Below are 13,583 nucleotides of genomic sequence, written 5' to 3'. Positions count from 1 at the left end.
TCGCCCTCTTCGCCGCCATCGCCACCCCCAGCACCGACCCCCTCAGCATGCTCCTGCTCGCCACACCGATCAGCCTCCTCTACCTGGCAGCCTGCGCCATCGCCTGGTGCAACGACCGCCGCTCCAAGGCATCACGATGACTCGTCTCCGGGCAATCGCCTTCCCCGCGGCCGAGTGCGTCAGCGATCACGGAGCACGCGACCGGGTGACAGGCATGGCACCTGGCTGTGCTTGCCACTGAGACTCCGGACCGACGCACAGCAAAGAGACGAACTCTGATCGAGTTCGTCTCTTTGCTGTGCCCTGCGGCTGGTGGCGGGGGCCAGGCCTCCGCCGGGGCGGCTCAGCCCAGGTAGAAGTCCTTGCGGGCGGCCACGAACGCCTCGATCGACTGGGCGGGGATGCCCGTCACGCGCTCGACGTCGCCGGACGTGCGGTCGTAACGGTTCTCCTGGTGCAGCTCGGCCATGGTGACGATGTGCGCTTCGATGTGCGGCGGCAGGCCCATCCTGGACAGCCCCTGGGCCTGCCACCGGTCCAGCGGCACGTCCACATAGGACACCGGACGCCCCAGCGCCCGGGAGAACTCCTCGGCCAGCTCCGTCATGTCGACCGAGCGCGGCCCGGTCAGCTCGTAGACCCGCCCGACGTGCGGAGCCGGGTCGCTGAGCACGGTGGCGACTACCCGGGCGACGTCGTCCACAGCCACCGGCGAGGTGCGTCCGGTACCGAACGGCAGCGCGATCGTGCCGTTCTCCTGGATCGACCGCGCCGCCAACGTGGTGAACAGCGGATTGTCCAGGAACGACGTCGGCCGGATGTGCACCACCGGCAGGCCCGACCAGTTCAGCACCTGCTCCGCCAGCCAGTGCAGTCGCTGCTGGTGCGACTCGGCGGTGCTGGTGGCGGTCATCTGGGACACCGTCATCTGCGACAGGCCGACCAGACCGTCCAGGCCTCCGTACTCCCGCGCCACCGTGGCCACCACGGTCGCCGCCAGCAGGTGGTCCGGCGACACGGGCATCGCGAAGTACATCCGCCCCACGCCCTCCAGCGCCGCCGCCACCGTCTCGGGCCGGGTCAGATCGCCGAGGACGACCTCCGCGCCGAGCGCGCGCAACTCGGCCGCGCGATCGTCGTCGCGGCGGACCATCGCCCGCACCGGCACGTCCTGCGCGCGCAAGCGCTCCAGGACCGTGCGGCCCACGCCGCCGGCGCCCGCGATGAGAACAAGGTTGCTCGCAACCATCGGTCGGTCTCCTTCTGAATGGGTGAATCGCTCGATCGCCCAGTGGCCGAGCGGGTGGGACCACACGCGCGTGTGGTGTGTGAAGGGTGTCGGGACGGACGGCCGGATGGCGGGTCCGGCACCGCGGAAAGTGCCCCGGCCGGGCCTTCGGCAAGGGCGCCGTACGGGTGCGTCGCTGCCGCCCCGGCGACCGGGGCATGGGCGCCCCGCTTCCATTTGCGAGCATATGCTCCTATTGGCGGGAGAGCAACACGCGGAACCCCGGGAACGCCGGGGCGCGGCCGGACTCGCCCCCCGTGACACCCGATGGGGGCCACCCGACCCAGGACTCGAAGCCGGCACGGAGGACGGCGTCGAGGGGTGCGCCGAGACGCCGGGCCGCCTTGCGCAGGGCCGGGTTGCCGCGGCGGTGTCGAAGTTCGTCAGTGCGGGGACACGGCCTCCCCCAGAGCTTCCCCCCCCCATGATGATACGAGCATATGCGCACACATGGCCGACCCGAACCCGGGGCGGCGCCGGCGCCGGCAACGGCTCGCCCTTGCGCCACACTCTCCCCCGTTTCCGGCACGGCGAGGCGTTCGATCGTGGCACCGCAGCCATCGACTGCCTAAGATTCGGGTAGATATGTCAGCTGTTGCAGGCGTATGAGAGGTTGTGCCATGGACGGTATCGCCGACATGGGGGGCACCCAGGGATGGGGGCCCATGCGTCCGCCGAGACGCGATGAACCGGTCTTCGAGGAGCCCTGGCAGGGCCGCGCGTTCGCGCTGGCGATTCTCTCCAGCCGCGTCGCGTGCGGCGGCATCAACCCGGACGCCTTCCGGCACGCGCATGAGCGCCTGGACCGCGCCGCCTACCTGGACGAGGGCTACTACGGGCGCTGGCTCAACGGCGCGGAGCTGATGCTCACCGACAGCGCCGTCCTGGCGCCGGGGGCGATCGACGCCCGCGCCCGCAACCTGCGCGGCGAACACGTGGAGGAACCGCCCGTCCCCGAGCCCGCCCTGCCCGACTACGCGCCGACCGCCGAGGGCTCTCTGCGCACCGTGGACGTGGCCCCGGCCTTCGCCGTCGGCGAGCGGGTACGCACCAAGAGCAGGGCGGTGCCCGGGCATACCAGGCTCCCGGGCTACATGCGGGGGCACACGGGATTCGTCGAGATCATCCAGCCCGCTTCCGTGCTGCCGGACACCAACGCGCACTTCCAGGGCGAGAACCCGCAGCACGTCTACTCGGTGCGGTTCGACTCACGGGAGTTGTGGGGCGCCGACGCCGAACCCTTCGGGGTCACCGCTGAACTGTTCGAAAGCTACTTGGAGACGGCCTGATGACCACCGAAGGATCGGGCGGACGCCCCTCCGCGGCCCTGCGCGCCGAGGCGCTCGAGCAACTGCTCACCGAGCGTGGCCTGATCGACCCGAACGTGATGGACGGGCTGATCACCACCTACGAGACGAACGTCGGCCCGCTCAACGGCGCCAAGGTCGTCGCACGGGCGTGGAGCGATCCGCAGTACCGGCGACGGCTGCTGGAGGACGGCACGTCGGCCATCAAGGAGCTGGGCTTCTCGGGTCCGCAGGGCGAGCACATCGTCGTCGTGGAGAACACCGCGACCACGCACAACGTCGTGGTCTGCACACTGTGCTCGTGCTATCCGTGGCCGGTGCTCGGGCTGCCGCCGAGCTGGTACAAGGATCCCGCCTACCGCTCGCGCATGGTCAGGGAGCCGCGCAAGGTGCTGTCCGAGATGGGTCTCGAACTCGCCGACGACGTGCGGATCACCGTCCGCGACTCCACCAGCGAGGTGCGCTGGCTGGTGCTGCCCGAACGCCCGGCAGGAACGGAGCACCTGTCGGAGGAGGAGCTCGTGCCGCTGGTGACCCGGGACGCGATGGTCGGCGTGGCCAAGGTGACGGCATCATGACCGCCCCGCTGGACGTCGAGGGTCCGGCCGCACCGCCGCGCTCCAACGGCGAGTTGGTGTTCGCCGAACCATGGGAGAGCCGTGCCTTCGGCATGGCCGTCAGCCTGTACGAGGCGGGGTTCTTCACGTGGCCGCGGTTCCAGGCCGCCCTCATCGCCCGGATCGCGGCCTGGGAGACCGCGCCGGGCGCCGACGAGCCCTGGGACTACTACCGGCTCTGGCTGGCCGCCCTGGAGGACGTGCTCGTCGCCCAGGGCGCCGTGGACGCCGACGAGGTCACCGCACGCGCCCGGGCTCTGGCACGACGCCCCGCGGGCCACGACCACCGCCACGATGACGACCACCCGCATCCGCACCCGCACTGACGTCGGGCGCGGAGTCCGGTACGGCCACGGTGCGGCCGGACGATCGGGTTCGCCGGACGGCTGCCCGACGACGAGATGGCGTCGCCCGCCGAGCGCACCGGGTTCCTGCTGCACCCCCTGTCCGCCGGCATCGCGGTCCCGCTGTTCGCGCTCTTCGCGGCGGGGGTCGGCGTCTCCGCGGACGCCCTGGGGGCGGTGTTCAGCAGCCCCGAGCCGCTCGGTGTGGTCCTCGGCCTGGTGCTCGGCAAGGTCGTCGGCATCTTCGCGGGCACGTACCCGGCCGCCCGGTTCACCCGGGCCCGGCTCAATCCGGATCTGGCCTGGGCCGACGTCCTCGGCCTCGCCACGCTGGGCGGCATCGGGTTCACCGTCGCGCTGCTCATCGGGGAGCTCGCCTTCCCCGTGACCGCCGCGGGTGAGCACGTCAAGGCCGCTGTCCTCGCCGCTTCCCTGATCTCCGCCTGCCTTGCCCCGCTCCTCCTGCGCCGCCGCAACCGGCTCTATCGGCGGTTGTGCGACGAGGAGAACGCCGACGCGGACGGCGACGGCGTCCCCGACATCCACCAGCACACTGACGCCCTGCCCGCCGGAGCGGAGCAGAGGGACCGGAAGGCCGGTTGACCGGGGGCCTACCGTCCCGGGCAGGCGGCGGGACGGCCGTTCTCGCCGCCGGACGCGTCCGACTGCCGCGCAGCGCCGCCGGGTGGAGGTGGGACCCGGCCGACGTTCTGCCGGACGGCAGGGGACGAGGGGCGGCTGCCTGACCTGACCCGGCTCCACGGGCGTGAGCGGACCAGCGGCCGCTACGGACACAATGCCCGCATATGGGTAATTCTTGATGTGGCCGGTAGGCGCGGTCGCCCGGGTCCCGCCGACCCGGGCCGAGGCGCCCACGGCGCGTTTCGGGCCGGGACGGCGGGTCGCGGCCCGGCCGGCGCCGGAGGAGGGTGAGGGCATGGACGCTGCGGGCCCTGCCGCTGCCACGGACTTCGGTGCGGAGCCGCTCGACCTCGCACTGGCCCGGGTCGTGCGGGAGACCGGCGCGAACGTGGGCGCCGTGTACGTGCTGCCGCCGGGTGAGCGGGTGCTGCGGCTGGCCGTCCTCAGCGGGGTCTCGCGGAAGGTCGCCCTGCCCTGGGCGCGAGTGGCGCTGAGCGACCGGGCGCCGGTCGCCGATGCGGTGCGGGAGCGGCGTCTGGTGGCGGTGAACGGTCGGAGGGAGATGGCGCGCCGCTACCCCCGGCTCGCGCTGATGCTCCCGCATCCTTTCGTGCTCGCCGCCGCTCCGGTCACCGCGGGCACCACCGTGTGGGGCGGGCTGGTGCTGCACTGGCCCGGCTCGCACGCACCGCACGTGAGCCCGCACGAACGAGCCGCGATGAACAGCACATGCAGCAGCCTGGGCCTGCTCATGCAGCGGGCAGCCGACCAGGGCCACCCGCTGCCGGTCACGGACGAACCGCGCGTGGTGCCGCCGCTGCGGCCGCGGACGGCGTGGCCGGCCGAGGCGCAGTCGGCGGTCGACTTCGCCGAGAGGCTTCCCGGAGGCTGCTGCGCACTGGATCTGGACGGCCGGGTCCTCTTCATCACGACCGCCGCGGCCGGACTTCTCGGCACCGACGTCTGCGAGATGCTCGGAGCCTGCCTGTGGAAGGCACTGCCGTGGCTGGACGAACCGGTCGTCGAGGACCACTTCCGGGCCGCGATGATCAGCCGCCGGCCCACGTCCTTCACCGCCACGCGACCGGAGGGCCAGGACCTGTCCTTCCACCTCTACCCGGACTCCTCCGGTGTCAGCGCCCGCATCATCCCCACCGCCCTCGCCGCGGACCCGTCACGGGTGCTGCGTCCCGCGCCCCCCGCCCAGCCGCGCCGGGCAACCGTGCTGTACCACCTGTTGCACCTGGCCGCCACGCTCACCGAGGCGATCTGCGTGCAGGACGTGGTCGACCAGGCCTCCGACCAGTTGCTGCCCGCCTTCGGCGCCCAGGCTCTCGCCCTGATGACCGCCGAGGACGGGCGGCTGCGGATCATCGGCTACCGCGGCTACACCGCCGAGCTCATGAACCGCTTCGACGCGGCTCCCCTGACCTCGCACACCCCGGCCGTCCGGGCCCTGACCACCGGCGTTCCCGGCTTCTTCGCCACCTTCGCCGACCTGAAGCGGGCCTACCCGCCCGCCGTGCTCCAGGACGGCATGGCCTCCTGGGCCTTCCTGCCGCTGATCGCCTCCGGCCGTCCCGTCGGCGCCCTGGTTCTCTCCTACGAGCGGCCCCGCGTCTTCACCGAGGAGGAACGCACCGTCCTCACCTCCTTCTCCGGGCTGATCGCGCAGGCCCTGGACCGGGCCCGCCTCTACGACGCGAAACACCGCCTCGCCCGCAGCCTGCAGGCCGGTCTGCTCCCCCGGAAGCTCCCCCGCATCCCGGGCCTGGAAGTGGCCGCCCGGTATCTGCCCGCCGGTCGCGGCATGGGCATCGGCGGCGACTTCTACGACCTCATCCGGCTCGACGCCCGCCTCGCCGCCGCCGCCATCGGCGACGTCCAGGGACACAATGTCAGCGCCGCCGCCCTGATGGGGCAGGTGCGCACGGCCGTCCACGCCACCGCCGACGCCCCGCCCGACGAAGTCCTGGCCCGCACCAACCGTCTGCTCACCGACCTCGACCCGGGTCTGTTCACCAGTTGCCTGTACGTCCAGTTGGACCTGGCACGCCACCGGGCCTGCATGGCCACGGCAGGCCATCCGCCGCCGCTGCTGCGCCACCCCGACGGGCGCGCCGAGGTCCTCAGTTTGCCGCCGGGGCTCCTGCTCGGCATCGACCCCGCCGCCTGCTACACCCGGACCGAGATCGCCCTGCCGCCCGGCGCGGTGCTCGCTCTGTACACCGACGGCCTGGTGGAGTCCCCGGGCATCGACATCGACGACGCCACCGCCGAGCTGGCCGAGCGACTCGTTCACGCCCGCGGGCAGAGCCTGGAGACCCTCGCGGACACCCTTGTGCGCCATGCCGAGGACTCCGCCGCCCGGAGCGACGACGTCGCCCTGCTGCTGATCCGTCCTCAAGGGGGCGACTGAGCCGGCCCCGGTGCGCCGCTCGCAGCGACGGGGAGGCTCGCGGTCCGCCGCGGACCGCCGCGACACCCCGTGACATGATCGCGTCATGACGCATGCCCGCCGCCGACTCGCCGGCGCCCTGACCCTGATCCTGCTCGCGGTCACCACCGCCGGATGCGCCGACCCGGCGGCCGATCCCCGTACCGGTGGCCCCGGACCGGATCCGTCCGGGGTGGGGGGCTTCTGCCCGCCTCCCGAGGCGGAACCGGCGACGCCCACCCCGTGCATCACGCTCGACTGGAACCAGCGGGTGGCGGAGAACCACGCGTACCGCAGCGCCATGCCGATCACCGACGAGCAGAAGGAGCAGGCCGCCCCGAAGGCGAAGGCGCTGGCCGCGGTCTTGACGAAGCTCGCGGCAGCCGGCACCTCGCAGGACGCCCTTCGCGCGGCGGCAGCCGGCGCCCTCGGGTTGCCGCGGGACCGGATCGAGGTGCAGGGGGACTACTTCGCGCCCCTCCACGATGTGCTGGTCGGCGGCGGCGAGGGCCGGGTGTGCGTCAACGGCTCGGTGGACAGTACGGGCAAGGCCCACGCCGAAGTGGTCGGCCGCACCGCCGACGGGAGCTGCCTGCCCGGCCTGGGCGGACACTGAGCCCAGGGCGCCGCGCCGGTGTCAGCGGCGGCCGCGCCGACGCGTGCCGCGGATGAGCCGCTGCGCCACGAGGTGTCCCGAGCCGCCGCCGAGGCCGGGGCCGGGGTGGGTGGAGGAGCCGATCTGCCACAACCCGGGTACCGGCGTGGCGTGCCGGGGCGCTCCGGGCAACGGGCGCCACAGCAGGTTCTGGTCGAGTTCGGCCGAACCCCCGTAGGGGTCGCCGGCCACCGCGTTGGGGTTGCACGAGGCCAGGTCGGACGGTGTGACGGCGTCCCAGGCGAGCATCTTGCCGGGCAGGTCGGGCGCGTGACGGGCCACGCGGTCCAGCACCCGGCCGACGTAGCCCTCGGTGAGCTCCTTCGTCCAGCCGCCGCTGACGTCCAGCTTCCCCGCAGCGTCGCCGGCCGGCTCGTACGGCAGTTCCTGCAGTTGGAGCCAGAGGGAGGCGGCGCCCTCGGGCACGCGCGACGGGTCGAGGACGTACTGCTGGCCGACGACCACCGTGGGCCTGCGGGGCAGCAGGCCCGCCTCGGCCTCCGCGCACGCGATGCCGGTGCTCGCAGACCCGTCGCTCAGGTGCAGCAGCGGCACGCCGGCCAGGCGTTCGTCGCGCCAGCCGAGCGGGGCGGAGAGGGCGACGTGGAGCTGCATCGCGGCGCGCCCGTACCGGTAGCGCCGGGCCTGGTCGCGGACCGCGGGCGGCACCGGGGCGTCCTTCGGAAGCAGCTCCCCGTACAGCGCCGTCGGGGTCACCGAGGCGAGGACGGCACGGCGGGCCCGGATGGTCTCGCCGCCGCCGGTCACCCCTGTGACCCTGCCGTCCGAGAGGAGCAGCCGCTCCACCGGCTGCCCGGTGCGGACGTCCACCCCCAGTTCGCCGAGGAGAGCCTCGAAGGCGCGGACGAAGTTCCGGGCGCCGCCCGCCACCACCGGCACACCGAAGCCGTGCAGCGAGGCGGCCATGACGGGCAGCAGCAGCCCGCCCGATGCGTGGTCGGGGGAGAGCCCGGCATGCAGCAGCCACGGCGCCCACAGCAGGTCCGCCTCGTCGCCCCGGAACTCGCTGCGGCAGTACGAGCGGCCGCTGGTGAGGGTGGCGCGCAGCCATGCCTCGGTGCCGGTGAACCGCTCCCGGCGCACCAGTTTCGCGACGTGCCGCAGCGTCCGGGGCGAACGGGGCTCGCCGCCCAGGAGGCCGCCGATGGCGTCGGCGTTGTCGAGGAACCGCCGCAGCATGGCGAGGTAGGCGGCCCCGTCCTCGGCGTGGCGGAACGCCTGCGCGGTGACGGCGGCATCGCGGTGGACGAGGACCACGCGGCCGTCGTCGGTGACGGTGCCCGAGACGAGGTCGTCGGAGTTGCGGTACTCCAGACCGTGGCGGTGCAGGTCCTCGCCGAGGGCGGCGTAGGCCCCGCCGGACACGAACAGCGAGTGCCACGAGGAGTAGGTGTCGTGGAGGTAGCCGGGCAGGGTGCGTTGCTCGGTGGCGATGAAACCGCCCAGCCGGTCGCCTCCTTCGACGAGCGCCACCGACCAGCCGTCCTTGGCCAGCTCCGCGGCGGCGACCAGGCCGTTCACTCCGGAACCGACAACGACGGCGTCGACCGTACGTGCCATCAGTGCTCCTTGTGTCCGTCGCTCGGCGATGCCGCCCCATGGGCACCGCCGGCGGCGACGCCGGTGGCGCGTGCCTGGAACCCAGCGTCGTCCCCTGACGGGGAGGCGTCCAGTGCACAGAGCCGACGAGTCGAGGTTCCGCGCACCGGAGCAATCGTGCACCCGGCCGGGCGGCGAGCAGAGCAGTGGACGGTGGGTGGGAGGGCGCGGGCGTGCTCACGGACTGGATGTTTTCCTCGGTGGGGGACGCTCCGCTTCGTCCCGGGCCGCGTGCCGCATCCGGCGGAGTTTGAGGGCGAGGAGCAGAGCCGATCCGCCGAAGAGCACCGCGGTGATGGCCAGCCACCGGCCGAGATAGACGGCGTCGGTGAGTCCCGTGGCGCCCGGATAGGGGCCGGACAGACGGAGGATCAGCGGGAACCAGACCAGCAGCAGCACTCCCGACAGGAAGGCCGGTACACGGAGGTGGTTGATCCACGCCGGTGTCGGCACGACCCGGGTGCGGTGCCGGAGTACAGAGCGGGGCGAGAGGTCGGCCAGCGAGTACAGCGGCAGGAGGATGAGGTCGTGCACGATGGCCGCCCCCACCAGCCAGATCGCCACCGCGATCGGCCGGCCGGCGAAGAGCCGCACACAGGCGTAGCCGGTGACGGCCAAGGAACAGACGAGGACGACCAAGTGCAGGGGACCTGCGCCGTACCAGCGCGGGAAGCGGGCCACGGTCACGTCCTGAAGGTGAGCCGGTGGACCCACTTGGTGTTGTTCACCCCGGGATTCGCCGGCACGATGACGCGCGCCGGATAGCCGTGGTCAATGGACAGGTCCGCTCCGTTGACCCGCAGGGCCAGCAGGGCCCGCGGATCGTGGATCTGATTCCCGCGGAGCATGACGGAGCTGTAGGGACCGGAGGGCTGGACGGATTCGACCAAGACGCTCCCAGCGTCGCGCAGACCGCTCAGCGCGGCTAGGTCGGCGAGTCGCAGCCCCTCCCAGTGCTGGTCCGCCGTCGACCAGCCTTCTACACAGGCGATCGGCAGGGCGGCGGCATGATGTGGCATCGCCATCAGTTGCTCGCGGGTGAAGATCTGGGGTGGTCCGCTGCCGTGGATCTCCAGTCGCCAGGAGGGTCCGACCAGTGCCGGGGTCACGCCGACGGACGCGGCTGTCTTGTTGATCTGGAAGCCGCTCGGGCCGTTGCCCGGATCGCGATTGTGCGGCGCGAGCAGAGCCGATCCGCGCCACAGCCCGCCGATGCTCTGGCCCGCGGTGACCGCGAGCAGGAGCAGCGATCCCGCGCCGACCATCCCGACCGCGCCGCGCCGGCTCATGGTGGCGGCCGCCGGCGCGACCGGCACCAAACCGTCGGGATCACGAGGCTCGGGACGGGTGCCGGATACGCCGGTGCGCAGTTCCTGGAACGGATTGCGGCTGCTCAGGGCGCGGGTCATCCGGCCGAGCCTGAGGATCACGTGGACGACGAACGCGGCGATGAACACCCAGGCGCCGTAGAAGTGCAGGGTGTAGAAGGAACCGGGGAAGACGTAGAAGAGCTGCACGTTGAAGATCCCGGTCGCCAACTCGAAGATGACCCCGCCCACCAGCAGCAGCAGCGACAGGCGCTCGAGCGCGTGGGCGATCGATCGCAGCGGCGGCCACTCGAAGAGCTTCGGGATGACCGACCAGAGTTTGGCCAGGACCACCGGCACCAGGACCACTCCGAGTGTCACGTGGATGCCCTGGGTCAGCCGGTAGAGCCAGTACGGGTGGGTGGGCCAGTCGAAGAGATAGAACCCGAGAAGCCCTTTGTCGGGGGTCTGGTCGTTGAGCGGGCCCAGGTCCGGGTTGTACGCCGCGTACGACAGCGCGCCCGTCACGAACAGCACCGGGATGCCGAACAGCAGCACAAGACCGAACACCGACGTCAGCCACGGCCCGCGGATCGGACTGCGCCAGAACCCGGGCCGGAATGGCCCCGGCGGCGCGGGGGCCTCCCCGACCCGCCGGGCAGCCCTCCTCACGCGGGCAGCCGCAGCACCGGCGATGTCCCTGAGACCACGCCGCGGCGGCCTGTCGCTCTTTTCCCTCCGTGGGGCCGAGTCCGGATCCCCGCGTTGTCCGCTATCACTCAAAACTGACTCTCCGCCACCAGACGCGTCTGTACAGGATCGGGCCGCAGCGGTCCGGCCGGTCCGCACGGAGCCCGATTCACTGAGCGTGGTGTCAAGGAACCGTGGTGATCGTGAGACATACCGCGATAGCCACCACCGGAGCACCCGAACGGAGGCGGAGGAACTCTCACGCGGCATGCTCAGGGAGTTGCCGACCGCGGGGGTTTTGAGGGCATCACGGGCGTTGTCCTGCCGCGGCTCGCGGGAGGGCGTGTACAGCTCCGGCTCCATCTGCGGGCGCCGGTGATCGCTGTCGGTGTTCCCGGCGAGAACGGGCTCCGTGATCTCCTCAAGGCGGTGAACGACGAGCGAGTGTCGTCCGTCGGAGTCCAGGGCGGGGCGTTGACCGGGCTCCGGTGGCGTTCCGTGAACACTCCCGCCCGCCCCGGTTCCTCCAGGTGATGGCGCATGGGGCCCGCGACGTCCTGAGCACCGGTGGTCACGACCCGGCGCAGGGACGCCTGCAGGTCCTCAAGGATGCGTGACATGGGTATTCGGCCTGCCGTCCAGTCGGCTGCCACCGGGTGCCGTGCAATGGTCCCGCCTCGCCGATCCATCCGGCGTCCGCGTCGCCGCGCGCCATGAGCGAGCCTCACACCGGCCTTCGGCCGACGGCGGGAGCGGGGGTGGCCGTTCGCGATTCGTAAGATCGCGAAATCCCTTTCAGGGCTTTTGTGCCCGTAGGGTGAGTGGGTGATCGAGACATCCCCCCTTCCGTCCGCCCCTGTGGACGTGGTTCTTCCGTGCCTTGACGAGGCCGAGGCCCTGCCGTGGGTGCTGGGCCGCATCCCGGCGGGCTGGCGCGCGATCGTCGTCGACAACGGCTCGACCGACGGCTCGGCGGACATCGCCCGCCGTCTCGGGGCCCATGTGGTCCACGAACCGCGGCGCGGTTTCGGCGCCGCATGTCACGCGGGGCTCACCGCCGCCACTGCCGGGGTCGTCTGCATCTGCGACTGTGACGCCTCTCTCGACCCCGCGCTGCTGCCCGCCGTCGCCGGACCCGTGCTCGACGGCACCGTCGACCTCGTTCTGGGCCGTCGCAGGCCCGTCACGCGCCGCGCCTGGCCCCTGCACGCGCGGCTGGCCAACCTGGAACTGGCCCGCCTGATCCGTCGCCGCACCGGCCTGCGCCTCCACGACCTGGGCCCCATGCGTGCCGCCCGCCGCGAGCCCCTGCTGGCCCTTAAGCTGACCGACCGCCGCTCCGGCTACCCCCTGCAGATGGTGGTCCGGGCCGCAGACGCAGGCTGGCGGGTGGAGGAGACAGACGTTCCCTACCGGCCGCGCACGGGCCGCTCCAAGGTCACCGGCACCTGGCGCGGCACGTGGCAGGCGGTACGGGACATGCGTTCCGTCCTGTCCGAAGGGCCTGCCGGCGGTCAGGTGCCGACGGCGACCGCCCGGGGAACCGGCCGATGAGCTCCTGCCTTCCGACCGCGAGGCCGGCCACGCCGCTGTTCATCGCGAAGCAACCCGTCCCGGGACGGGCCAAGACACGGCTCACCCCGCCCTGCACACCCGGGGAGGCGGCCGCTCTCGCGGAGGCGGCCCTCACTGACACACTGCACGCGGTGCTCAGGACGTACGGACGCTCGGTACGGACGTCAGCCCGGCGGCGATGGTCCGAACCCGGCAGCGCGGCGGCGCTGCCCTGCGCCGGTCCGTCTTCAACCCCCTGCCCGGGCAGGGCCGCTGAGGCACCGTCCTGCTGATGGACGGCACGTCGGTATCGGTGGAGGCCCGGTCGCCCTCCTCACCCGCCTGCGCACCCCGGCCGCGCCCGGCGGGCGACTGCCCGGCGGAGGCCACGCCGCACGACGAGGACGACCATGGCCGGCACGGTCGTCCCTTTGCCTGGGCCCGCCTCGGCGACACCGTCCTGCTGCGCACCACCGAGACCACGCGGTGGCCCCCGTCCGGCCTGTGGACGGCCGCGGGCCGACCATTCCTGGCACCGCGCCGGGCGCAGGCTCATCACCACGACGAGTACCGCACGGCCGCCAGGAGGCCCGAACACCCATGAGCGACACGGCCGCCTCGCAGCATCAGTCCCCGCAGCCGCCGTCCAGCCGGCCTGCGGCATCCGTGAACCGCGCAACGGCCCGTATCCACCTCATCGTCGTCGCGGTCCTTCTCTGCGCACTCACCGCCGTCGTGGAGGGCACCGTCCGCGCGGGCGACAGCGTGAGCGACCCCGGTCGCCTGCTGGCCGGATACGCCGTGGCCTGGGCGCTATTCGCCGCCTCGGCATGGGCCGTTCGCAAGGTCCCGGTACGCGCCGCCATCGGACTGGTCCTGGCCGGGGCGGCCGCCGTGGCGCTGGCCGGGCTCGCCGCGCCGCCCCGCACCAGCACAGACATGTACCGCTACGCCTGGGACGGCCGCGTCCAGGCCGCCGGGATCTCCCCGTACGCGTTTCCGCCCGCCGCACCCGAACTCGCCAAGCTGCGCGACGACTGGCTGTTCCCCGCCAAGGGGTCCTGCCAGGGCTGGGGACTGACCCGGACGGACAGCGGCCTGTGCGTCCGCATCAACCGCCCG

The 13,583-nt window shown here is 72.6% G+C and carries 11 protein-coding genes and 3 pseudogenes; 10 read left to right on the top strand and 4 right to left on the bottom strand.

Annotated elements, in window-relative coordinates:
• Positions 1-122 (top strand): annotated as a pseudogene (locus tag ACWDAS_RS41060) (twin-arginine translocase subunit TatC); the annotation flags it as partial.
• A gap of 221 nt (positions 123-343) precedes the next feature.
• Here ACWDAS_RS41060 and ACWDAS_RS41055 read toward each other — a convergent pair.
• A complete protein-coding gene (locus tag ACWDAS_RS41055) occupies positions 344-1,249 on the bottom strand; it encodes an NAD(P)H-binding protein (protein WP_450401048.1) in 906 nt (301 codons plus the stop codon).
• 644 nt (positions 1,250-1,893) lie between these two features.
• Here ACWDAS_RS41055 and nthB point away from each other — a divergent pair.
• The 6 genes and pseudogenes from nthB to ACWDAS_RS41025 all read left to right on the top strand — a co-directional run bounded on the left by nthB (position 1,894) and on the right by ACWDAS_RS41025 (position 7,251).
• Positions 1,894-2,577 (top strand): nitrile hydratase subunit beta, encoded by a 684-nt coding sequence (nthB, locus tag ACWDAS_RS41050; RefSeq protein ID WP_450401047.1) that lies wholly within the window; start codon positions 1,894-1,896, stop codon positions 2,575-2,577.
• Entirely contained in the window at positions 2,577-3,173 is a 597-nt protein-coding gene (gene nthA / locus ACWDAS_RS41045) for a nitrile hydratase subunit alpha (protein ID WP_450401046.1), read from the top strand. Before nthB ends, nthA begins: the two co-directional genes overlap by 1 nt.
• Positions 3,170-3,538, top strand: coding sequence for a nitrile hydratase accessory protein (locus ACWDAS_RS41040; RefSeq protein ID WP_450401044.1), 369 nt, complete (start codon positions 3,170-3,172; stop codon positions 3,536-3,538). Before nthA ends, ACWDAS_RS41040 begins: the two co-directional genes overlap by 4 nt.
• A 66-nt stretch (positions 3,539-3,604) precedes the next feature.
• A pseudogene (locus ACWDAS_RS41035) lies at positions 3,605-4,159 on the top strand (Na+/H+ antiporter NhaA); the annotation flags it as partial.
• A 334-nt stretch (positions 4,160-4,493) separates the two neighbouring features.
• Positions 4,494-6,617, top strand: coding sequence for a SpoIIE family protein phosphatase (locus tag ACWDAS_RS41030; RefSeq protein WP_450401043.1), 2,124 nt, complete (start codon positions 4,494-4,496; stop codon positions 6,615-6,617).
• Between the two features lie 85 nt (positions 6,618-6,702).
• Positions 6,703-7,251 carry a precorrin-3B C(17)-methyltransferase gene (locus tag ACWDAS_RS41025; protein WP_450401041.1) on the top strand — a complete coding sequence of 183 codons (549 nt, stop codon included), beginning with the start codon at positions 6,703-6,705 and terminating at the stop codon, positions 7,249-7,251.
• Between the two features lie 21 nt (positions 7,252-7,272).
• Here ACWDAS_RS41025 and ACWDAS_RS41020 read toward each other — a convergent pair whose 3' ends face one another.
• The 3 genes from ACWDAS_RS41020 to ACWDAS_RS41010 all read right to left on the bottom strand — a co-directional run bounded on the left by ACWDAS_RS41020 (position 7,273) and on the right by ACWDAS_RS41010 (position 10,889).
• Positions 7,273-8,871 carry a phytoene desaturase family protein gene (locus ACWDAS_RS41020; protein ID WP_450401040.1) on the bottom strand — a complete coding sequence of 533 codons (1,599 nt, stop codon included), beginning with the start codon at positions 8,869-8,871 and terminating at the stop codon, positions 7,273-7,275.
• A gap of 216 nt (positions 8,872-9,087) precedes the next feature.
• Positions 9,088-9,597 (bottom strand): hypothetical protein, encoded by a 510-nt coding sequence (locus tag ACWDAS_RS41015; RefSeq protein WP_450401039.1) that lies wholly within the window; start codon positions 9,595-9,597, stop codon positions 9,088-9,090.
• Positions 9,594-10,889, bottom strand: coding sequence for a molybdopterin-dependent oxidoreductase (locus ACWDAS_RS41010; RefSeq protein ID WP_450401037.1), 1,296 nt, complete (start codon positions 10,887-10,889; stop codon positions 9,594-9,596). The genes ACWDAS_RS41015 and ACWDAS_RS41010 overlap by 4 nt, the downstream gene beginning before the upstream one ends.
• An 843-nt stretch (positions 10,890-11,732) precedes the next feature.
• Here ACWDAS_RS41010 and ACWDAS_RS41005 point away from each other — a divergent pair.
• From ACWDAS_RS41005 to ACWDAS_RS40995, 3 genes and pseudogenes are all read left to right on the top strand, one after another.
• Positions 11,733-12,461, top strand: a complete 729-nt coding sequence (locus ACWDAS_RS41005; protein WP_450401035.1) for a glycosyltransferase family 2 protein — start codon at positions 11,733-11,735, stop codon at positions 12,459-12,461.
• A 292-nt stretch (positions 12,462-12,753) separates the two neighbouring features.
• Entirely contained in the window at positions 12,754-13,065 is a 312-nt protein-coding gene (locus ACWDAS_RS41000; protein WP_450401033.1) for a hypothetical protein, read from the top strand.
• Positions 13,062-13,583: pseudogene (locus ACWDAS_RS40995) on the top strand (hypothetical protein); the annotation flags it as partial. The gene ACWDAS_RS41000 and the pseudogene ACWDAS_RS40995, both read left to right, overlap by 4 nt.

Source organism: Streptomyces sp. NPDC001070 (assembly GCF_053598835.1).
This window is presented reverse-complemented; position numbering and strand designations above follow the sequence as displayed.

Coding starts and splice junctions, on each gene's coding strand:
- ACWDAS_RS41040 (WP_450401044.1), top strand. CDS start 3,170: ATGACCGCCCCGCTGGACGTCGAGGGTCCGGCCGCACCGCCGCGCTCC.
- ACWDAS_RS41025 (WP_450401041.1), top strand. CDS start 6,703: ATGACGCATGCCCGCCGCCGACTCGCCGGCGCCCTGACCCTGATCCTG.
- ACWDAS_RS41020 (WP_450401040.1), bottom strand. CDS start 8,871: ATGGCACGTACGGTCGACGCCGTCGTTGTCGGTTCCGGAGTGAACGGC.
- ACWDAS_RS41055 (WP_450401048.1), bottom strand. CDS start 1,249: ATGGTTGCGAGCAACCTTGTTCTCATCGCGGGCGCCGGCGGCGTGGGC.
- ACWDAS_RS41000 (WP_450401033.1), top strand. CDS start 12,754: ATGGACGGCACGTCGGTATCGGTGGAGGCCCGGTCGCCCTCCTCACCC.
- nthB (WP_450401047.1), top strand. CDS start 1,894: ATGAGAGGTTGTGCCATGGACGGTATCGCCGACATGGGGGGCACCCAG.
- nthA (WP_450401046.1), top strand. CDS start 2,577: ATGACCACCGAAGGATCGGGCGGACGCCCCTCCGCGGCCCTGCGCGCC.
- ACWDAS_RS41030 (WP_450401043.1), top strand. CDS start 4,494: ATGGACGCTGCGGGCCCTGCCGCTGCCACGGACTTCGGTGCGGAGCCG.